The sequence below is a fragment of the Pedobacter sp. GW822-FHT03F06 genome, from assembly GCF_058801365.1.
This window is the reverse complement of the sequence record NZ_JBXANE010000004.1, coordinates 201278-221556: the sequence shown is the minus strand read 5'-3', so window position 1 is coordinate 221556 and position 20279 is coordinate 201278. Positions and strand designations below refer to the sequence as shown.

Sequence of the window (20279 nt, the reverse complement as noted above, 5' to 3'; positions counted from 1 at the left end):
AGATGCTGAAACAAGTTCAGCATGCCGACTATTTTATTGTTCTAGCTGTTCGAACCCCAGCATTTTCTGTTTTTCCTCTTCTGGGATCGCAGTTGGTCTGCTTGTGGCGTAATCAACAGCAATGCAAACCGTTTTTCCCTTACTGCAGATGATCTCTTCTGTTCCTTTTATCTTAACGATCTGGTAGTCGAGATCGAAACTGGTGGTACCAATCCTGGATGTTTTTACATGAATAGCAATTTTATCATTCATTACGATAGGTAAAATATAATCCAGTTCTGCGTGGGCAATTACGATTCCGGTTTTCTTCCAGTCCCATTTTATAATTTCTTCCCAATACTTGGTTCTGGCGATTTCTAAATAAGTAAAATATATGGAATTGTTTACATGCCCCATCATATCGAAATCAATAAAGCGCAAATGGATATTGGTTTTATAGTTGAATTTGTCTGAAAAACCCTTTATTTCTGCCAATTTGTCTTTTGATTTGGATTTATTTTGCCAAAATGTCTTAAAGATCATAAATTTTTGATTTGGTATGTAAGTTGAATATGGTGTATTATCAATTTAAAAATTAAAAAATAAAGAATAAGCGATATGACACTAGTAAATTTTAACAACAGAACCCGTAACACAGCTCCTTACTTTAACAATGTTTTTGATTCATTGTTTAGCGATGCAGTAACTAAAAACAAAATGGTTGATAAATCGCCAAATGTGAATATTTACGAACATGAAGCTGCGTATGTAATCGAGTTGGCTGCTCCAGGTTTAAAGAAAGAAGATTTTCAGATCAATTTAAAAAAAGACACACTTTCTGTTTGGGCAGAAGTTAAAAAAGACGAAACCCAGGTAGCTAAAGATTTTACACGTAAAGAATTTGATTACAGCTCATTTGCAAGATCATTTAATTTACCAGATAGTGCCGATGGTGATAACATTACTGCTGAATACAAAGACGGTATATTATCGATCAACATCAGCAAAAAAGACGATGCTAAATTGCAACACAAAGAAATTGTAGTATCGTAATAAAGATTTTCTCGAGAGAGGATTTTTCATAATAGTTTAGTTTTTTCAAAGGTTATGAAGCTTGCATCAAGTGGATTTGATGTAGATGTGACAGGTGACTGATGCAGGTTTCATAATAGTTTAAGTTTAGGTTTATAAGGTTAATGCTGGATGGCATTAACCTTATTTTTTTAAGTGAGGTCGTCATTTCGACCGCAGTGGAGAAATCTGTCTAGTTGAATAAAGATATTAGATTTCTCCATTCCGCTTCGCTTCATCAGATAACTATCGGATCGAAATGACGTTGCCTTAAGGTCTTCTCGCCGCTTAAGTATTTAGATTGATTTTAAGTTACATTCTTAAAATCACCTTAATCTCATTTTTCGTACTTTTGCGGCATGGAGAGAGAAATTCTGGATACAAAGCGTAAAGCACTTAAAATAAACCTTGACCCGCGAATTTACGGTACCTTTGCCGAGATAGGAGCAGGACAGGAAGTTTCGAGAAACTTTTTTAATGCTGGCGCAGCATCTGGAACGGTTGCCAAAACGATGTCGGCTTACGACATGACTTTTAGCGACGCTATTTATGGAGCAGAAACCAATGGCCGTTATGTAAGTCAGAACCGTCTTTTGCAGATGCTCGATCACGAATTCGGTTTACTTAATGAGCGTTTATCGGGGGAGAAATATGAAAGCCGTACATTTTTCGCCTTTGCTGATACGGTTACTACCCTGAATTATAAACGTACCAACGAGCCTCATGGCTGGGTTGGACTTCGTTTCCAGAGCGAGCCAGGTGGTTTACCAAATGAAATATTTTTCCATGTACGTTTGTTGGATACAGACGTAAATATGCAACAGCGTGTTTTAGGGATAATTGGTGTTAACCTACTTTATGCAGCATTTTACCACTATCAGGATCCAAAATTGATGGTAGAATCTTTAGCTGATAACTTAACCATCGGATCTGTAGAAATCGATCTGATTTCAGTAAAAGGGCCGGCTTTTCCAGGTGTAGATAATATCCTGCTTAATCTGTATATGATTATGAAGGATTTCTCGGCAGCAGCAATTTTCGATGCTGATGCACATCCCCGTCAGGCCAAAGATCTTTTATACAAAAAGGATATTATGATTTTAAGGACCAAATATGGCCAGAAATCATTGCCTAACTTTAACTTGTTTAATAAAGCTACCGATCAGTTTAAACGTACCAATAAAGTCGAAGAGGGGAACCTAGCGGTCATGATAGAGGTTTTGTTAACCAATGTTTTAACGGATGGACAAGAAACTCCTGATGATATCGACCTGGAAACAGTGGCTAAAAGAGCACAGGAAATGTGCGATACGGGTAACATCGTGATCGTATCTAACTTTACCCGCCACAACCGTCTGGCGAAATATTTGGCAAGGTGCAAACCTAAAAGTGTTGGATTGGCAACAAACATCAACAACTTAAAATTTGTATTCAATTCTAAAAATTTTACCGGAGAAAATTATTCAGGTCAGTTATTAAGCTATGTTAACGATATGTTTAACACCAATGTGCGGTTATTTGCTTATCCTTTCCTTGACAAAAAGACCAATGAGGTAATTACCACGGCAAATATGCCAGTTACGCCAGAGGCAAAACCTTTATTCGATTTCCTCTTGATAAATGGATATATTACGGATATTAAGGATTATAGTGAAGATGAGGTGAAGACGGCATAATGCTTCGTACCGTCATGATCAACTCCATCTAAGATGACCTCAGGCGGCTTATATTTGTTTATCTTAAAATTATTTCTCTAAAACATTAGAAATTAAATACTTCTTAGCGTTGAGCCTGCTTCGTTTACAATGAAAGCATGGTTTACACCGCATTTTAAGGCAAAATTATTTCGTTGGTGCCCAACAGGGAAATCGAAAGCTACAGGATAATTGTATTCCTTTACTTTTTCCAAAACAATATCATAAATGGTTTTGCCGAACTCTTCACCAACATCATCTGGTTTAACTTTAAAGCCACCAACAATTAATCCCCTAAGGTTTTTCAGTTTGCCACTGCGTTTTAGGTTCCACAACATCCTATCAATACTATAAAGGTATTCGCCAGTATCTTCGATAAAAAGGATTTTATCTTTCGTATTCAAATCAGAATCACTCCCGGCCAAAGTTTCGATAATACTCAGGTTTCCACCCACTAAAATGCCATCAGTTTTTCCTGGTTTGTTATTAATGTTGACAGGGGCAGTGTAATCCATTTGCTCACCAATTAAAGCGTTTTTGATAGATAAAATCGTTTCAATCTGTATAGGTTCGGCTTTGCTCCAATCATCAGGGAAACTATTGCACATTTTGGAGTGGATAGAGGCAATGCCATAATTTTTGGCCAAATGGCAATGTAAAACGGTAATATCACTAAATCCAATAATCCATTTCGGCTTTCTTTTGAACAAAGAGAAATCGAGTTTATCGATTATCCGAACAAAACCATAACCGCCACGTGCGCACATAATAGCCTTAATGGTTGGATCATCTAGCATTTGCTGAAAATCAGCTAGTCTTTCCTCATCTGTTCCGCCATAAGTAAAATCACGTTTGCCAATAGTATTGCCAACTTTTATAGTAAACCCCCAGCTTTGCATCTGTAAAACTGAAGGCTGGATCTGTTCTTGTGTAATATATCCCGCTGGACTTGTAATCCCGATGGTATCGCCAGGTTTTATATAAGGAGGGATCTTAAATGATGAACTTTCGTTTTCAACGGTATTGGCGAGTGTTTTAAAAGCAGGAAGTACAGTTGCAGTTGCAATAAATGAAGAAAGGAAATGTTTTCTGTTCATCTAAAATATGGATGTGATGTTGATTGAGCTAATATAGGGTTTAAAATATTTGCATAAAAGAAAAGGGATTTATATCCATAAATCCCTTTTTTAAACCAAACAAATTAATCTGTAAAAGATTAGTATAATGTGAATTATATAGATAACCCAGAATGAAATAAAAAGTTTTGAGATTTTTGAAAAAAATATTTTTAACCATCTTTTATAGAACGCACGAAAAATATGTTTTTTTATTATTAAGAAGTTAAGGACATTAAGGAATGCATTGCACTTAACCATTGGGGTTTACAAATTATCTAATAACAATTGGCTTGTTAATAGCAATATAACTTTTCTTGTATCGTTTCACTACATCTGCCAAATAGCCCTGATGGAAACGGAAATACTTTTTGGTTCCGTTATATTGTATTTTCGAAAGCTTTCCAAAAAGATTGGAGTGGACAGCAGGAGCAGACCTGTACTATACGCACTGAATTTGCGCTTCTAAATAATCAAAAAGGTAGGATTTGATTGAGACCCTTAGCTGTGCTCAGGATAACAGGATCAATGTAAAATGGTAAAGGCTACCCATCGCGGATAGCCTTTGCTAACAACAAAACAAATATAAGATAACCAAATCTTGCCTGATTGAGCAGAATCAGGGTAAAGTGCTATGAGATACACTTTGCGGCCTAGTAATGGATTCGAACCATTGTAGGGAGTTTATGAAACTCCAACCTTCCAATCGGTCAACTGGCCATGTTTTTATAACTGCTTTAATGCCAAATAATCTCTTAGTTCTAAAATCTGTTCTTTATTTAAGCTATCTTCATCCTTTGCAAACGCAGCCTCATGTGTTTCTGTTTGCAACGGATAAATGAGTTTCGGATATTCATCTATAGCTGGGTACTGAAAATAAATAGACATGATTTTAGCGTTTTAATTGTTCAACATATTTTTTGTTAATGATTAATGTTGAGCAAATATAGAAATAAGTATATAATATCTATAGATTTAGTAGTTTATATTTTGTAAAATATTACAACTGTTTCATTTTCAGTAAAATAATTTTTATAAGAGCCGCTATTTATTGAAGATACCGGTCTGAACTAAATAAATTGAATAGAAACAGGTTAGATTTCACTCAATTAATGGTTGGCAGTAGGGCTATAGTAGGCATGAACTTGCCACATTCATTTCCAAGCCTTTAAATTCAATTTCAGAAAAGCTAATTATTTTAAGGATATTTGCAGTTCAAACATTAAAATAGTAATTGTGTCTTTAGATAAATTAAAACTTAGCAAACCACTTGTAGCGGCCATGACTGATGCAGGATTTTTAACTCCAAAAGAAATCCAGGCCAGAACGATGTCGCGCATTTTAGGTGGACAAGATGTTATAGCGGTGGGGCCGGAGGGTTCGGGAAAAACAACAACTTATGTTTTAGCTACTTTAATGAAGTTGAAGTACGCTTTTGAGGAAGCACCGAGGGCTTTAATTTTAGTACCAGATGCAGAACATGTAGATCATGTTCTGGAGCAATTTAAATTATTGAACCGGAACAGTACCTTCAGGATTTTGGGAATTGACAGCCGTGGCGCAGTTGATACACAGATGAATGAAATAACAGATGGTGTTGATATTATCGTTGCCGTTCCCGATCGCGCTCGTGCTTTATATTTAAAACTAGCACTAAATACCAATAAAATACAGTTGTTTATTGTAGATAATGCAGAGCTGATTGTTAAAAAAGGGCTGCAGTTACCCGTTGTAGAATTGGCTAACAGTGCTTATAAATCTCAGCATGTGGTGTTTACCGAAGTAATGCACGAGAAATTGAATCATATGATTTCGCCTTTCATGAAAGATTCTACTACAACCATTGAGGTAGATGAAATAGGCGAAAAGCAGGCAGAAGTTTATCAGCAGATGCTTTATCAGGTGCCTAATTTCAGAACAAAGCTTAACCTGTTAACCTTATTGTTAAACGATACTGAGGTTTTTGATAAAGTTGTGGTTTTTGTCAATACACGTTTAACCGCACAAACGGTTTATAAAAACTTTAATCAGCACAAAGAAGGTGAGATCAGTATCTATCGCTCGCTGTTTTTTGATGATAAAGGCTATGATGATATTGAAGACTTTAAAGATAATCCAGAGGCAAGGGTTTTAATTGTTGCCAATGAGAATTTAGGCGAACTCAATATTGAAGGAATTCCTTTTATTCTGCATTTTGAATTGCCAGAGCAGAAAGAAACGCTAATTCAGCGCATTGTTAAACATGGCGATGAAGATGTGGTAGCCATTACTTTTTCTACTGATATTGAATTAATTGAAGTGAAAAAAATTGAACAGGCTATTGGTCAGAAATTGGAGGTAATGGAATTACCTGAAGATTTGAAAGTAGTTGATGCTGCTGCTAAACCAAAGAAAAAGAAAGGTGCCGAAGAGGATGAAACTTCAGAACGTGGTGCTGCTTTTCACGAAAAGAAAGCCAGTAACCTGAAAAACTATAATTATAGCGCAGGTACAAAAGCCAAAATGACTTATAAAAATAAGAAAGGTTTGTCTTAAAAAAAATCTTGCAAATCGTCCTCCTGAACTTGTTTCAGGATCTTCTAGCAATTGTCATACCTATAGCATGATAGATGCTGAAACGAGTTCAGCATGACGCAAACTATACAAAAAAAGCTCCCCAGAATTAATCTGGGGAGCTTTTTGTTAACCGTTAATTACGATTAATATAAAGTAAACTCTACACGACGGTTTTGTTGACGGCCAGCTGCAGTTTTGTTTGTTGCAATTGGTTGGTCAGGTCCGTAACCTGTAGCTTCGATTCTTGATGCATTGGCACCTTGAGATACTAAATAAGCTTTTACCGATTCGGCTCTGTCTTTAGATAAGCGTAAGTTTAGTTCTCTACCACCAGTATTGTCAGTATGACCAGCTAATTTTAAGCTGAAGTTTTTCTCTACCAATAAACCAGCAACACGGTTTAAAGTAGCATACGATTTAGAACGGATGGTTGATTTACCTAAATCGAATTCTAAGTTAGAAATCGCATCTTTAACCACTTTACGGTCTTCTTCAGTAATTACCCTGGTTTCTTTAATTACTTCACGTTGAACTTTGATTGGGCAACCAGAACCATCAACAACAGTACCTGATGCTGTACCTGGACATTTGTCGAATTTGTTTGCTACACCATCATTATCATCATCACCTAAATCTTTAGCATATTGTTCTCTATCGCGTTGTGCATTTTGCTCAGCAGTTGATAATGCTCTTCTTAATTCAGCACTTTCTTCAGCAGTCTGCTTATTTAAATTGGCCAACGAGCTATAGTTTTGTAACTGAGGTTTTGATTTATCTCCAATGGCAAACTCTAAACCGGCGTGTGCATAGGCAAATCTGTCGTTGGTAGGGCCATTAAATCCATCAAATTTAGCCGATTTAACAAAGTTAACATCGTAACCTAAATCTACATTGATACCTTTAGCAACACCTAGTTTTAAACCTGCACCAACAGGTACAAACCAGCCTTCTCTGTAAGAACCGGCATCATTGGTATTAGGAGTTGTTGTAGCGCCCGACGACATATAACCAGCACCAGCTTTTAAATATGGGATTAGTACCGCATTTTCTTGATTGATGCTAATGTTTGCTACGTTCCAAACTGCTGATAAAGCGCCTGACCATTGCATATTTGTTTTATAACCCGTGTTGGCAGCATAAGTAGTATTACCATTTGCGTCAACTCCATTGGCCAATCTCAATTCTTCAACTTTACCACCCAAAAAATCAGCTTGAATACCTAAAGAAGGTAAAATTTGTTTTTTAATGTAACCGCCGTAACCGATATGTTCAACCGGAGTTTCAAATTGATGGTTAGAATTGCCAAAAATAGTTCTCGGGGTTAGTAAACCTCCATGAACACCTATTGACCAAGTACGGAATTGAGTAGGAGAAAAACGGCCTGCAGCGCTTGTGCTGGTTGGCGTTTCCTGTGCAAATAATTGTGATGATAAACCTAATAAAGCAATCAACATTGTTGATTTAGTAATTCTTGTATTCATGTTTTTCTATTTTGTAATATTAGTCTCTTAACAGTTTTTATATCATACTGTTTTGCATCGACTAAGAAAAAACCCTGCCAAAAGCATTATTTTTCTTACAAATAGCATATTATCAGAAGATTAGGAGGGTAAACTAATTTCAAAAAAATATTACTATGCAACTAAAATCATGGTAGATTTTGTATAGTATTCTATACAAAAAAATGAAAAGAGCCTTTTTGAAGTAGTTTAAATTTTACTTGTCTGACGGATTTCTCTTGCTGTTCAGTAACATCTCTAGTGTTTTTTCGAGCCTGTTTGCACGCGTTTTTTCCTGTTTCGCAGATAAAAGCCAAAGTACGTATTCTTTTCTGTTGGTGTAAGCGAGTTGGTTAAAGTATGCTAATGCTTGAGGGTGGCTTTCTAAAAGGGCTTTTAAATCTTCAGGGAGTTTAACAGTTTTATTTACCGGATCTATGTATTCACCAAACTCGTTGGTTTTAATGTGATCGTTCCGCATTCCGGATGGTTTAACTTCGGTGATGAGTTTCAAACGTAAGGCTGTCCAGGTTTCGTTCACTGCTGCCGATGCACATGGTGTTAAACCAAAAGTATCCAGTTCTTCCCAGCTTTTCATTAAATCAAGATCGGATTTGATCTTTGAAGTTTTTTTAGGGTAGAATATCCAGATAATGCTTTTAGCATCAATATATTTAAGGTTGTTTTTAAGCTGTTGATGGAGCTGATCTTTGGTTATGGTAAAAGCGATTAATGCATTAAAATCAGCCTCTTCACTGTAGTTTATTGCGATATTCGATGGAATATCGCCAAATATGGCACCCAGAGGCTCAGGAGCATCAATTACTTTAACCACATAACCAGGTTTAACCTGTAGTTTTTTTAATAATAAATTTTCCATAATTGCATTACAGCCTCAGTTTAGCGAAGAAATCCCAAAAAACAATACCGGCAGAGATTACGATGTTAAAGGAATGTTTGGTTCCAAATTGAGGGATTTCGATGCATTCATCAATTTTTGCCATCACTTCATCGCTTACACCATCAACCTCGTTCCCAAAAATCAGTGCATATTTTTTATCCTGATCGGGCTGGAAAGTGTTCAGCATGGTACTGTTTTCGGCCTGTTCTATTGCAATGATCTCATAACCTAAGGCCCTTAAGGCATCAACGGCCTGTACAGTATCGGTATAATGAATCCAATCAACAGATTGCGTGGCACCCAGAGCTGTTTTCTCAATTTCGCGGTGTGGCGGTTGAGCCGTTATACCACAAAGAATAATTTTTTCCAATGCAAATCCATCGGCTGTGCGGAATATAGAACCTACGTTGTGCATGCTGCGCACATTATCCAACACCACCACAACAGGTAGTTTTTCCTGTGCTTTAAACGCTTCAATATCCGGACGGTTTAATTCGTCTAATTTTAATTTTCTCATTATTTTAATTGATTATACAGACTGGGGGAATTACATCGACTGGATATAATTTCGGAACTGTACTTATCTATCAGTATCTGTTGTTAAATGTGGGCCATTGCCAATTTCGCTAATGTAAATTGCGGCAGGGTAGCCAATCTTATCTATGTAATAATCCGTTAAATGCTTTGCAAAGTCTTCTTCAAAGCCTTTCTCTAATAAAGCTATCGCACATCCACCAAATCCGGCACCAGTCATACGGGCACCTATAACATGCTCGTAATCTGTGCAGAAATCTACTACTGCATCCAATTCTTTACCGCTTACTTCATATAGTGTTCTTAACGATTCGTGCGAGGCGTACATCAGGCGGCCAAATTCTTCAAGGTTTCCGCCGTTTAGTGCTTTAGCAGCCAAATGAACCCGATCATTTTCTTTAACCACATGTGTTGCGCGGTTTAAAATAGTTTCATCTGTTATTAAATGGCTGTGTAATGCAAATTTCTCAGCAGTTAATTCGCAAAGATAATGAAGTGTTATTTCTTGGTTCAGCAATTTAAGGGCAGTTTGGCATTCTGCTACACGCTCATTGTATTTAGAATCTGCTAATTCTCTTGGTTTATTGGTATTGATGATAGCCAAAACATATTTGCCCAGGTCAACATCAACCATTTTGTATTTTAAGGTTTCACAGTCTAAAACAATCGCTTTGTTTTTTTCGCCAAAAGCAACTGCAAACTGATCCATAATGCCAGAATTTAAGCCAATAAAATCATTTTCCACACGTTTAGCGATTTTTACAAGTGCTAATTTATCGTAGCCTAGATTTAGATAAGTATTCAGCGCATATGCTGTAGCAATTTCTATAGAAGCCGAAGAAGAAAGTCCCGAGCCAATTGGAATATTACCGTAGAACAGAAAATCTAAGCCATTAATTTCATGACCATCCTTTATAAATTCGTTAATTACGCCAATCGGGTAATTTGCCCATAAGCCGCCATCTTTATCGTTTACGGTGTTACTTTCAACCACAGTTTGAGCTTCAAAGTTTAAGCTTTTAAACCTGAATTTATGATCATTATTTGGGGCAATGGCTACCCAGGTTCCTAAGGTAATGGCACAGGGCATAACCAAGCCGCCATTATAATCGATATGTTCGCCAATGAGGTTAATCCGTCCGGGTGTAAAATAAATGGCAACAGCTTTTTTATGGTATTGCTCGGCAAATCTTTCCTCAAGGTTAATGTTCATTTGGCTAAAATATATTTATAAAAAGCATTAATAATAGTATGTTTGTTTAGGAAACAAAAGCCCTAAGTTACAATTTATGAGCGTTCAGCAAATACCCACCGGAAAAATTATTGATGGCGAAGAAGTTATCGCAATCGAACTAAGCAATAGCAAAGGTACTTATGTCAAAATATTCAATTACGGCACCATTATCAACAAATTTGTAGTTAAGAATGCTAAAGGCGAAAAACAGGATATTGTTCTTGGTTTCGATACTTTTGAAGAATACCTTGATCCAGCTTATCTGGCAAACTACCCTTATTTTGGCGCTATTATTGGCCGATATGCCAACCGCATAAAAAATGGAAGATTTATTATTGATGATGAAACCTATCAGCTGGTACAAAATGCCGGTACAGATACTTTACACGGTGGTATAGTAGGTTTTGATAAAAAAGTTTGGGACATTGTTGAAATTAACGATGGCGCGCAACCTTCGGTTACCCTGCAATATGAAAGTGCAGACGGAGAGGAAAATTTCCCAGGAAACCTGGTAATTGATTTAACTTTCGAACTGACCGAAAATGATGAACTGATTTTAAGTTATGAAGCAGAAACAGATAAAGCTACTGCCATAAACTTAACACACCATAGTTATTTTAACCTGGCTCCTGAGGGTGGGAATATCAAAAACCATAAGCAACAGATTTTTGCTTCAAATTATTTGGAGCAGGACGATAATTATTCGGTAACAGGTACATTAATTCCTGTTGAAGGTACACCATTGGATTTTACTAAATCTAAAGCAATAGGGCAGGATTGGAATGAAGATGAAGGATACGATCAGACTTTCGTTTTGGATAAGATTTATGGCGATTTATCGCTGGCCAGTAAAACAATTGAAGAAGAGAGCGGTTTAGTTTTAAGCGTATATACTACAGAACCCGTAGCCCATTTGTACACAGCGAAATATTTAGGCGTAAAAAATGGTAAGGATGGAAAAGATTATGACAGTTATGGAGCCTTTTGCGTAGAAACACAACATCATCCAAATGCGGTTAATATTCCGACATTTCCAAGCACCATTTTAAGACCGGAGGATCTGTATACGCAAACTACTATTTACAAAGTTTCATTAAACAGATAAATTATGTTCACGATCGAAGACATCCGGGCTGCAGAATCAAAAATTAAAACTGGTGCAGATTTCCCTCAGTTTATTAAAGAAATTAAGGAAATGGGTGTTAAGCGGAACGATGTATATATATCCAATGGTTTGTCGATTTATTTTGACGATGAAGATAATGTACAGCAGATCAGTCCTGATGGATATCCGGCTTTGATTATAAATGACGAACCCTCTGCTGGTAAGTTAAGCCATGCTTTGAAAGTACATCAGCAGGGAGAAACCGATTATTTTACATTTTGCAAGCAAGCTGCAGATGCGGGTGTAGAGAAGTGGGTAACCGACCTGGAAGAAATGACCTGTACTTATTTAGATGCTGAAGGCAATGAATTGGTAAAAGAAAATATCCGTAAGGTTTAATCATCTATACGTAATGGCGATTGTTTGTGGTTTTTGATTTAATCATTGGCCATAAACAATTGCCATTTATATTTTAGTCATTTCTCTGATGTTAGATGCTATTGATTGATATTCAATAGGTTATTTAAATTCTCTCAAGTACCATTTTTATTGCTTGCGCTACAATTTTGTTTGGCTCTTTACTAAATTCGAAATTTACGCGACTGGCTAAAATGGCATTTACTGAAATTGCGTTGTGACCTAACACTTTGGCCAGTGCATAAATCCCTGCGGTTTCCATTTCCAGATTAGTAATGCGGTGCTGATTACTTTTAAAGCTGTTGATCTGACCGATAAAATCGGGAACCGCGTTTTTAGCACGTACAATTCTACCCTGTGGAGCATAAAAGCCAGGTGCAGTAATGGTTATACCTTTCGCCATGTCTTTTCCAATCGTATTCAACAATGTTTCACTTGCTGCAGTTAAATAAGGATTTATATTTTTAAGATGCCCAAAGTGTGCTTTGATATCATCCATTAAAATCTGTTCATCTCCAGATAATTGTTGAAGGTAATAATTCATTAAGGCATCCATCCCTAAGCCGTACGAAGAAGCTAAAATCGTTCCCATCGGAATATCCGGCTGAACAGCACCAGAAGTACCCACTCTGATAATGTTTAATGAAGTAAGCTCTTTTTTAATTTCACGGGTTTCAAAATTAACATTAACCAGGGCATCTAACTCATTAAAAACAATATCAATATTGTCTGTTCCAATCCCTGTAGAGAGTACAGTGACGCGTTTTTTGCCCAAGTAACCGGTATGGGTAATAAATTCGCGTTTACCTTTTTTAAATTCTATTTTATCGAAATATTTGCTTACCTCGCCAACGCGGTCAGGATCACCAACAGTAATTACAGTTTGAGCAATATCACCAGGTAAAAGGTTTAGGTGGTATATGCTCCCATCAGGATTGATGATTAAATCGCTTTCGGATATTTTCATATTTGGTTTATCTTGCCCGCTGATTTCGATGATTCACACAGATTTTATCAATGTTCATCCTTTTAACCAGTGGTTATTAAACAGTTTGCAGGTATTTTAATTTAACACCTTCAATTTTATCAAATTTACTTAAAACCTGATTGAGTTGTGCTTTTCTTACTTCAAATTTTAATATGCAATTCGTATCAAATTGTTGTGCCAAAATCTGTAAGTTCTCCTCTTTGCTCAACTTCATTACGTCGTTCATCTGAAGGTAATCGAAATGCGCCTCGTAAATATCATTTACAGTTTTACTGATAACCGAAGCTGCTTTAATTGCCTCAATACTAGCTGTTTTGTATGCATTAATTAAACCTGGAACACCCAATAAGGTTCCGCCGAAATACCGTACCACAACAATTAATATATTGGTAATATCTTCTGATAATAAACAGTTCAGAATAGGCCTGCCTGCAGTACCCGAAGGTTCGCCATCATCATTCATTCGATAAACAGACCGATCTGGTGTTAAGCGATATGCATAACAAAAATGATTGGCTTTTACATGTTCTGCGCGAAGTTTGGTGATAACCGGCTTTAATTCTGATTCACTCCGGATTGGATAGGCGTATGCAATAAATTTGCTTCCTTTATCTCGAAAGATACCCTCTGAGGCACTTTCGATAGTTTTATAAGAATCATCGAACAACATTTTGCGATAGTGTAATGAAAATGATAGCAGCAATAGCGAAGATGATGCCTGCGTAATTTAACTTGCTCAGCTTTTCTTTAAAAGCTACAATACCAATTAAGGTGCCTACTATGATTACGCCTAAATTCATTGCTGCAAAAACGGTAGATGGATTTTCTGCCAGCGCTTTATGGGCTTTCATGTAAAAAAGGATATTTCCAAAATTGAAGAGGCCTAAAATAAAGCCGCAAGCCACATTTACCAGTTGTATTTTTATTTTGCCGGCCATTACCATCGAAATCACAATAAGCAATGAAACCATAAATGCCAGGCAAAAAACAGTGAAAAGTGAGGTGGTATAAGGCAATTCTTTATACAACGCAATTTGTTTAAAAAGGACGTCGATTACGCCAAAACCGACGAAAACCATAATGGGGTAGTGCAGGCTTCCTTTATTGCTTCCTTCCTGATCGGATTTTCGAAGAAAAGTTAAAAAAATAGCCACAAAACCGATCGCCAGACCAATAATTTTCAGGCTATTAAAATCTTCTTTAAAGATAAAATAAGCCGCAAGTATGGGGATAAATAGTGATAAACGTTGCGCAATATCAGTTTTAACAATGCCGAGGTTTTTTACAGATGCTGCAAGGAATAAAAATATCGACGGTAATAAAATAGCCAGGGCAATATAAATAGGCCATGGTGCAGTAGAGGTAATCAGTTTAACATCGGGCTTAAAAAAAAGAAAACATAAGCTTAATGCAGTAAGATAATTAATGGTAACGGCTTGAATAATACTGATTTGGTACCGTTTTGCCAGCTTCAATAAAACAGCTACGGTAACACTACAGCAAATGCTTAAAATAATGTAGATCATTTATTTGATGTCGTTTAGATAGATAGAGAGTTTGTCATTTCCGACTTGTACTGTTTCCTGCAGATTTCCATTAATGTTTGGAGAAGAAACCCCATCGTTCCAGCTGGCAGATGAGGTGAAAATACGTGCTTCATCCCATAGGTTAGTACTTAAAAATTGATTTAATATATTGGCGCCACCCTCAATAATTACTGATTGTATATCCATCAGGTAAAGCTGAAAAGCGATTTTTTGCGCTAAATAAAAGTGCATATCTTCCATCTGGATGTAATGGATATTCTCGATAACATCAGTTTTAACCTCATTAAAGATAATGGTTTTGGCTGCTTTATTGAAGATGTGGTTGGTTATTGGCACCTGAAGGTTTTTATCGATTACCAAACGGATAGGGTTTTTGCCCGTCCATTCCCGGGCAGTTAATTGCGGATTATCCATAATGGCAGTTTGTTTGCCGATCAGGATAGCGTCTTCTTCGCCGCGCCATTGATGGGCCAAACGTTTGGCTAGAGCTCCACTAATCCATTTCTGGTGACCATCCTTTGTTGCAAAATAGCCATTTGCGGTTTCGGCCCATTTTAAAATGATGTAGGGCCTTTGTTTTTGTATCCTGGTAAAAAATCTTCTATTGAAATAGCGGCATTCATGATCTAAAACTCCACTCACCACTTCAATTCCTGCATTTCTGAGTTTTTCGATACCTTTGCCATCAACACCTGAAAAAGGATCTCTATTGCCGATTACTACCTTCTTTAGCTGATGTTTTACCAATAAATCAGCACATGGAGGTGTTTTGCCAAAATGCGCACATGGCTCTAGGTTAACGTAAGCAGTAGCCTGTTTCAAGAGCTTTTCAGCCTCATCGCCGTATTGTTCAAAAACAGCTTTAACGGCATTGGGTTCGGCGTGCGATTTTCCATATTCCTGATGATATCCTTCTCCAATAATTTTGCCGTCTACAACGATAACACAGCCAACCATCGGGTTCGGGCTAACATTTCCTAAAGCCAAGGCTGCTAGATCAAGACAGCGTTTTATATAAAATTCATCGCTCATTAGGGCAAAAGTAGTAAAAAAAGAGTCATGGCTTTATCAAAAGAGCGTTGTTATGATCCCAATTAAGTAATTTTGTAAATATGAAGATAGGAGAATTAGCGGCGCATTACGAACTCGAACTTGAGCCTTTATACGATAGTAATGAAGCAAAAGCATTATTTAGTATTGCTGCTGAGCAGGTTTTGGCTTTATCTTCAACTAAACTAACCCTGCAAAAAGATATCGATATCAGCTTTATCAACATGCAGAAACTTTTGAGCATCCTTAACGACCTGCAGATTGGAAAACCCATTCAACATATTTTGGAAGAAGCCCATTTTTACGGCTCTGTATTTAAAGTTAACGAACAGGTGCTTATCCCAAGGCCAGAAACAGAAGAACTGGTAGATTGGATCATTTCAGATAACAGTTTGCAGTTTTCAGTTAACACCAACCATAAAATCAGTATTCTTGATATTGGAACCGGCTCTGGATGCATTCCCATCACACTTAAAAAACATTTGTCAAAGGCTGAAGTATCTACATTAGATGTTTCAGCTCATGCCATTGCTGTAGCCAAAGAAAATGCAGAATTGATCAATGTGAAGATCAAATTTGTTGAAGCAGATATTCTGACTTTCAAATCTGAAGAAAAATTTGATGTTATAGTAAGTAACCCTCCGTATATCAGAGATTTAGAGAAAGCGGATATGCATGATAATGTGTTGGCGCACGAACCACATTTAGCATTATTTGTTCGTGACGAAAACCCATTAATATTTTATAAAGCTATTGCTGATTTTGCAAGTACAAATTTAAAACCTAATGGACAACTTTATTTCGAGATCAACGAATATTTAGGTAATGAAACGGTTGAAATGTTAGCTGTCAAAGGATTTATTAATATCGAGTTAAGACAGGATATGCAAGGGAAAGATCGGATGGTTAAAGCTAATATATAAGATGGATGCTGTAAGATGAATGATAGAATAAGTCAGGAGTTAGATGTCTTGCGATATGTTGTAGCGTATTAAAATCCCTCGGGGTTCGTCTTCCTGAACTTGTTTCAGGATCTACGTGATACCTTTAATTTCTAGTTGTCTTAAATCCTTAAGCCCTCGGATGAAACTGCGTAATTACCTCTCTTAAGTAATCTCTATCAATATGCGTATAAATTTCGGTAGTGGTAATACTCGAATGGCCCAGCATTTCTTGTACGGCTCGTAGATCGGCCCCTCCTTCAATTAAATGGGTAGCGAATGAATGCCTGAAGGTATGGGGACTGATTGTTTTCTTCAGCCCTGCAGCAATAGCCAGGCTCTTAATCAGGTTAAAAATCGAAATACGCGATAGCTTAGCGCCAAAACGGTTTAAAAAGATGAAATCTTCATGCCCTTTTTTAATATTAGCATGCACACGTATTTCGTTGATGTAAATATCGAGCAGTTTTAAGGCTACACCTCCAATGGGAACTAAACGTTCCTTATTTCCTTTCCCAATCACTTTAATAAATTCGATCTTTGGGAATAGATTTGATATTCTCAGCTCAGTTAACTCGGTTACACGCAAGCCACAGCCATATAACACTTCCATAATGGTTTTGTTACGCATACCCTCAGGTTTAGAAGCATCAATGGCCGCAATAAGCGCATTAATCTCGTAAATGTTTAATGTATCTGGTAATTTTCTGCTCAGTTTTGGTGCTTCAAGCAGTGCTGTAGGATCATTTGAAATCACATCTTCCAGCATTAAATAGGCGAAGAAAGCTTTTAGTCCTGATATTACCCTGGCCTGTGTACTGGCTTGCATACCCAGTTCATGCAGCCATGAAATAAAGGATTTTAGCTCAGTGAGGGTAATCTCAGTTAATTGAGGCGCTTCATTCAAAGATTGAAAATACTGGATCAATTTATCAATATCGCTCAGATAGGCATCAACAGAATTACCAGATAACGACCGCTCTAGTTTTAAATACGATTTAAATCCTTTAATATATGATGGCCAAAGCATGCTTTTATTTGAGATTTTTTATAACATTGCAACGTTACAACATTATATTATGAAAATACAAATTATTAACGGGCCAAACTTAAACTTATTAGGTGTACGCGAACCATCTATTTATGGAAGTACCAGTATCGAAGATTATATTAAAGAGTTAAAAACGGTTTATCCGAATATCGAAATTGAATATTATCAGAGTAATGTTGAGGGCGAAATTATTAATAAACTACACGAAGTTGGTTTTAGTTATGATGGGGTAGTGCTAAATGCTGGCGGTTACACACACACCTCTGTAGCCATTGCTGATGCGATTGCCGCTATTAAAACCCCTGTGGTTGAGGTGCATATCTCTAACATTTATGCCCGCGAAGAATATCGTCATGTTTCTTTAACCGGTAAAAACTGTCAAGGTGTTTTAACTGGCTTTGGCATAAAAGGTTATCGTTTAGCTATTGAAAGTTTGTTGATTTAATCTACCCGATATTACAACTGTCAGATGGCACCATCTGACAGCACCTTAAACGGAAAATCCCACGATTGTTATTTCGAGCGGACCCGATAGCTATCGGGTGCAACGCAGTCGAGAACCCGAAGGCGCTGCAAAGCAAAATCTATAAAGACTAATTAAAAAGATTTCTCCATTCCGCTACCGATGAAAAATCGGTGAGCTTCAGTCGAAATGACGCAAGGTTCTTACTTCAAATCCGAAAAATATTTAATTTTCTTAATAAAAAATGCCCAAACAACGCTGTTGTTGTACACTCCGGCATGTTGGCTATATGCTTTTTGAACAGCTTTCCGCTTTTTGTTTGTTTTGGAAAGCGATTTAAGGAAATGCCAATGACCTTTGCTTACCGCCATGGTAAATTTGGGCTTTCCTGTTAATAAAAAGTGCCACCACGCAATAAAATCTATAAACATCCTAATTGTAATTCGGAAAATGGCATCACTGGCAGGTAGGTTTTTCTGCATGATGATGAGGTTGTTTCTGAAATTGAGATAAGTTTTAAAAGGATTTTCAGTTTGCAAAGTTCCACCACCAACATGGTAAACTTCGGCATCCGGACAGTACATAACTTTATAGTTTAGGTTCTTTAAACGCCAGCAGAGATCTATCTCTTCCATATGCGCAAAAAGATCGGCATCTAAACCACCTGCTTCTTGCCAGCATTTGCTTTTAATAAAAAATGCAGCGCCACTTGCCCAAAAAACTTCTGTTGTATCATTATACTGTTCATTATCAAACTCATATACATTAAATAGTCTGCCACGGCAGAAAGGAAAGGAATAAATGTCCAGATACCCCCCAGCAGCACCCGCATACTCAAATTGTTGCTTGTTTAACTGCCATTTAATTTTAGGTTGTGCTGCAGCAATCTGCGCATCGCTTTCCATTAAATCAATCACCGGCTTTATCCAATTATGGGTTACCTCTACATCCGAATTGAGCAGGATAAAATAATCAGCCTCAACACGTTCTAAAACCTTGTTATAGCCTCCCGCAAAACCGTAATTCTGGTCGTTCTGAATAATTTTAACGGTAGGAAAGTTTTCTTGTAAAAACAAAACTGAATCATCGGTGGAGGCATTATCGCCCACAACAATTTGCAGATTATCATATTCAGAAAGCAAAATTCCGGGTAAAAATTGCTGTAAATATGCTTTTCCATTCCAGTTTAAAATTACAACGGCTACTGATGGGTTCATTCTTTTTATTCGGGTTTAAATTTCCAGCGTTTATGGCTCCAAAGCCAATATTGAGGCTGTTCTTTAATAATATTTTCTAAAAACTTAAAGTGCAGATTAGTAATCGCAAACTCATCCATTTTAGCTGGATCGAGGCACATAGGTAAAACTTCTACATGGTAATAGCCTTTTTTAACTACGCTAACTTTAAAATAGTATATGGGTCTTTTAGTAGATTTTGCAATTTTTTCTACGCCTAAAAGCGCAGCAGTTTTTTGGTGTAAAAAATCTACAAAGTATTTGGTTTCTTCTCTTGTTGGAGATTGATCGCTTGCAAAACACAGCAGTGTGGGTTCATTTTTATAGGTGGCCATACCACGCAGCGTTTGTCGCATGGCAATGAAAACATTACCATATTTTGTACGCATACAATCAAACCAGGTTTCAAAAATTTTGTTATTGATGGGTTTAAAAATCACCATGGTTTTGGCAGAAATACTAAGTCCTAAAGCTAAAGTGCCTAATTCCCAGTTCCCGTAGTGGCCTGTGCAAGCCAGTACACTTTCTCCAGCTTTAAAATGGGTTTCTAGTTGTTCCAATCCTGTAAACTTTACTCTTTTTAATGTTTCAGCTTTTGAAATACTGGTCATTTTAATAATTTCAAAAATGAGTTCGGCGAGATATTGAAAGAATTTTTTTTCTATAGCCTTAATTTCGGCGAGTGATTTTTCAGGAAAGGAATGGGTTAAATTCTGTCTGACAACTTTTTTTCTATAGCCTATTACATAATAAAGCAGATAATATAGTAATCTTGCAAAAAAAAAGAGCAAGGGTAATGGCAGCAGCGATAACAGGTATAAAAAAAATACGCCAACGTGCGCAATCCCTCTTTTAATCATTATTTTTAAAACGTTTCAACTACAAACATAAATTTTCAA

21 protein-coding genes are annotated in these 20279 nt (G+C 36.9%); 7 read left to right on the top strand and 14 right to left on the bottom strand.

The window, feature by feature from the left end; translation table 11 throughout:
* Nucleotides 1-33 precede the first annotated feature (33 nt).
* A complete protein-coding gene (locus AC1RJ8_RS08655; RefSeq protein ID WP_492953468.1) occupies nt 34-474 on the bottom strand; it encodes an acyl-CoA thioesterase in 441 nt (146 codons plus the stop codon).
* Between the two features lie 123 nt (nt 475-597).
* On the opposite strand from AC1RJ8_RS08655, the gene AC1RJ8_RS08650 reads away from it, so the two are divergent.
* Both AC1RJ8_RS08650 and AC1RJ8_RS08645 read left to right on the top strand, forming a co-directional pair.
* Nucleotides 598-1032, top strand: a complete 435-nt coding sequence (locus tag AC1RJ8_RS08650; RefSeq protein WP_492953469.1) for an Hsp20/alpha crystallin family protein — start codon at nt 598-600, stop codon at nt 1030-1032.
* A 377-nt stretch (nt 1033-1409) separates the two neighbouring features.
* A complete protein-coding gene (locus tag AC1RJ8_RS08645; RefSeq protein ID WP_492953470.1) occupies nt 1410-2726 on the top strand; it encodes a nicotinamide mononucleotide adenylyltransferase in 1317 nt (438 codons plus the stop codon).
* 92 nt (nt 2727-2818) lie between these two features.
* On the opposite strand, the gene AC1RJ8_RS08640 is transcribed toward AC1RJ8_RS08645, so the two are convergent.
* Both AC1RJ8_RS08640 and AC1RJ8_RS08635 read right to left on the bottom strand, forming a co-directional pair.
* Nucleotides 2819-3841, bottom strand: coding sequence for a S66 peptidase family protein (locus AC1RJ8_RS08640; protein WP_492953471.1), 1023 nt, complete (start codon nt 3839-3841; stop codon nt 2819-2821).
* Nucleotides 3842-4585: 744 nt separating this feature from the next.
* Nucleotides 4586-4747 carry a hypothetical protein gene (locus AC1RJ8_RS08635; protein WP_492953472.1) on the bottom strand — a complete coding sequence of 54 codons (162 nt, stop codon included), beginning with the start codon at nt 4745-4747 and terminating at the stop codon, nt 4586-4588.
* A 348-nt stretch (nt 4748-5095) separates the two neighbouring features.
* Between AC1RJ8_RS08635 and AC1RJ8_RS08630 the strand changes: the two genes are divergently transcribed.
* The gene (locus AC1RJ8_RS08630) at nt 5096-6394 is read left to right on the top strand and encodes a DEAD/DEAH box helicase (protein WP_492953473.1); all 1299 of its coding nucleotides are present in this window, start codon (nt 5096-5098) and stop codon (nt 6392-6394) included.
* A 164-nt stretch (nt 6395-6558) separates the two neighbouring features.
* Here the strand turns inward: AC1RJ8_RS08630 and AC1RJ8_RS08625 are convergent, their stop codons facing one another.
* From AC1RJ8_RS08625 to AC1RJ8_RS08610, 4 genes are all read right to left on the bottom strand, one after another.
* A complete protein-coding gene (locus AC1RJ8_RS08625) occupies nt 6559-7896 on the bottom strand; it encodes an OmpA family protein (RefSeq protein WP_492953474.1) in 1338 nt (445 codons plus the stop codon).
* A 235-nt stretch (nt 7897-8131) separates the two neighbouring features.
* On the bottom strand, nt 8132-8794 hold the full coding sequence (locus AC1RJ8_RS08620; protein WP_492953475.1) for a YdeI/OmpD-associated family protein: 663 nt from the start codon (nt 8792-8794) through the stop codon (nt 8132-8134).
* Nucleotides 8795-8801: 7 nt separating this feature from the next.
* Nucleotides 8802-9332 (bottom strand): RNA methyltransferase, encoded by a 531-nt coding sequence (locus AC1RJ8_RS08615; RefSeq protein ID WP_492953476.1) that lies wholly within the window; start codon nt 9330-9332, stop codon nt 8802-8804.
* Nucleotides 9333-9395: 63 nt separating this feature from the next.
* Complete coding sequence (locus tag AC1RJ8_RS08610) at nt 9396-10562, bottom strand: galactokinase (protein WP_492953477.1); 1167 nt, start codon at nt 10560-10562, stop codon at nt 9396-9398.
* A 76-nt stretch (nt 10563-10638) separates the two neighbouring features.
* On the opposite strand from AC1RJ8_RS08610, the gene AC1RJ8_RS08605 reads away from it, so the two are divergent.
* Nucleotides 10639-11688 carry an aldose epimerase family protein gene (locus tag AC1RJ8_RS08605; protein WP_492953478.1) on the top strand — a complete coding sequence of 350 codons (1050 nt, stop codon included), beginning with the start codon at nt 10639-10641 and terminating at the stop codon, nt 11686-11688.
* A gap of 3 nt (nt 11689-11691) precedes the next feature.
* The gene (locus tag AC1RJ8_RS08600) at nt 11692-12087 is read left to right on the top strand and encodes a DUF1398 domain-containing protein (protein ID WP_492953479.1); all 396 of its coding nucleotides are present in this window, start codon (nt 11692-11694) and stop codon (nt 12085-12087) included.
* Between the two features lie 124 nt (nt 12088-12211).
* Here AC1RJ8_RS08600 and AC1RJ8_RS08595 read toward each other — a convergent pair whose 3' ends face one another.
* From AC1RJ8_RS08595 to ribD, 4 genes are all read right to left on the bottom strand, one after another.
* Nucleotides 12212-13072, bottom strand: coding sequence for a nucleoside phosphorylase (locus tag AC1RJ8_RS08595; protein ID WP_492953480.1), 861 nt, complete (start codon nt 13070-13072; stop codon nt 12212-12214).
* A gap of 76 nt (nt 13073-13148) precedes the next feature.
* Nucleotides 13149-13763 carry an IMPACT family protein gene (locus tag AC1RJ8_RS08590; RefSeq protein WP_492953481.1) on the bottom strand — a complete coding sequence of 205 codons (615 nt, stop codon included), beginning with the start codon at nt 13761-13763 and terminating at the stop codon, nt 13149-13151.
* Nucleotides 13750-14619 carry an EamA family transporter gene (locus AC1RJ8_RS08585; protein ID WP_492953482.1) on the bottom strand — a complete coding sequence of 290 codons (870 nt, stop codon included), beginning with the start codon at nt 14617-14619 and terminating at the stop codon, nt 13750-13752. The genes AC1RJ8_RS08590 and AC1RJ8_RS08585 overlap by 14 nt, the downstream gene beginning before the upstream one ends.
* Nucleotides 14620-15672, bottom strand: a complete 1053-nt coding sequence (gene ribD, locus AC1RJ8_RS08580; RefSeq protein ID WP_492953483.1) for a bifunctional diaminohydroxyphosphoribosylaminopyrimidine deaminase/5-amino-6-(5-phosphoribosylamino)uracil reductase RibD — start codon at nt 15670-15672, stop codon at nt 14620-14622.
* 80 nt (nt 15673-15752) lie between these two features.
* Between ribD and prmC the strand changes: the two genes are divergently transcribed.
* The gene (gene prmC, locus AC1RJ8_RS08575; protein WP_492953484.1) at nt 15753-16613 is read left to right on the top strand and encodes a peptide chain release factor N(5)-glutamine methyltransferase; all 861 of its coding nucleotides are present in this window, start codon (nt 15753-15755) and stop codon (nt 16611-16613) included.
* Nucleotides 16614-16761: 148 nt separating this feature from the next.
* On the opposite strand, the gene xerD is transcribed toward prmC, so the two are convergent.
* The gene (gene xerD / locus AC1RJ8_RS08570) at nt 16762-17661 is read right to left on the bottom strand and encodes a site-specific tyrosine recombinase XerD (protein WP_492953485.1); all 900 of its coding nucleotides are present in this window, start codon (nt 17659-17661) and stop codon (nt 16762-16764) included.
* Nucleotides 17662-17710: 49 nt separating this feature from the next.
* Here xerD and aroQ point away from each other — a divergent pair, with 49 nt between their 5' ends.
* The gene (aroQ, locus tag AC1RJ8_RS08565; protein ID WP_492953486.1) at nt 17711-18127 is read left to right on the top strand and encodes a type II 3-dehydroquinate dehydratase; all 417 of its coding nucleotides are present in this window, start codon (nt 17711-17713) and stop codon (nt 18125-18127) included.
* A gap of 221 nt (nt 18128-18348) precedes the next feature.
* Here the strand turns inward: aroQ and AC1RJ8_RS08560 are convergent, their stop codons facing one another.
* Nucleotides 18349-19362 (bottom strand): glycosyltransferase family 2 protein, encoded by a 1014-nt coding sequence (locus tag AC1RJ8_RS08560; protein ID WP_492953487.1) that lies wholly within the window; start codon nt 19360-19362, stop codon nt 18349-18351.
* 5 nt (nt 19363-19367) lie between these two features.
* Nucleotides 19368-20240: a lysophospholipid acyltransferase family protein gene (locus AC1RJ8_RS08555; protein ID WP_492953488.1), complete on the bottom strand. Its 873-nt coding sequence runs from the start codon at nt 20238-20240 to the stop codon at nt 19368-19370.
* Nucleotides 20241-20279: the final 39 nt, after the last annotated feature.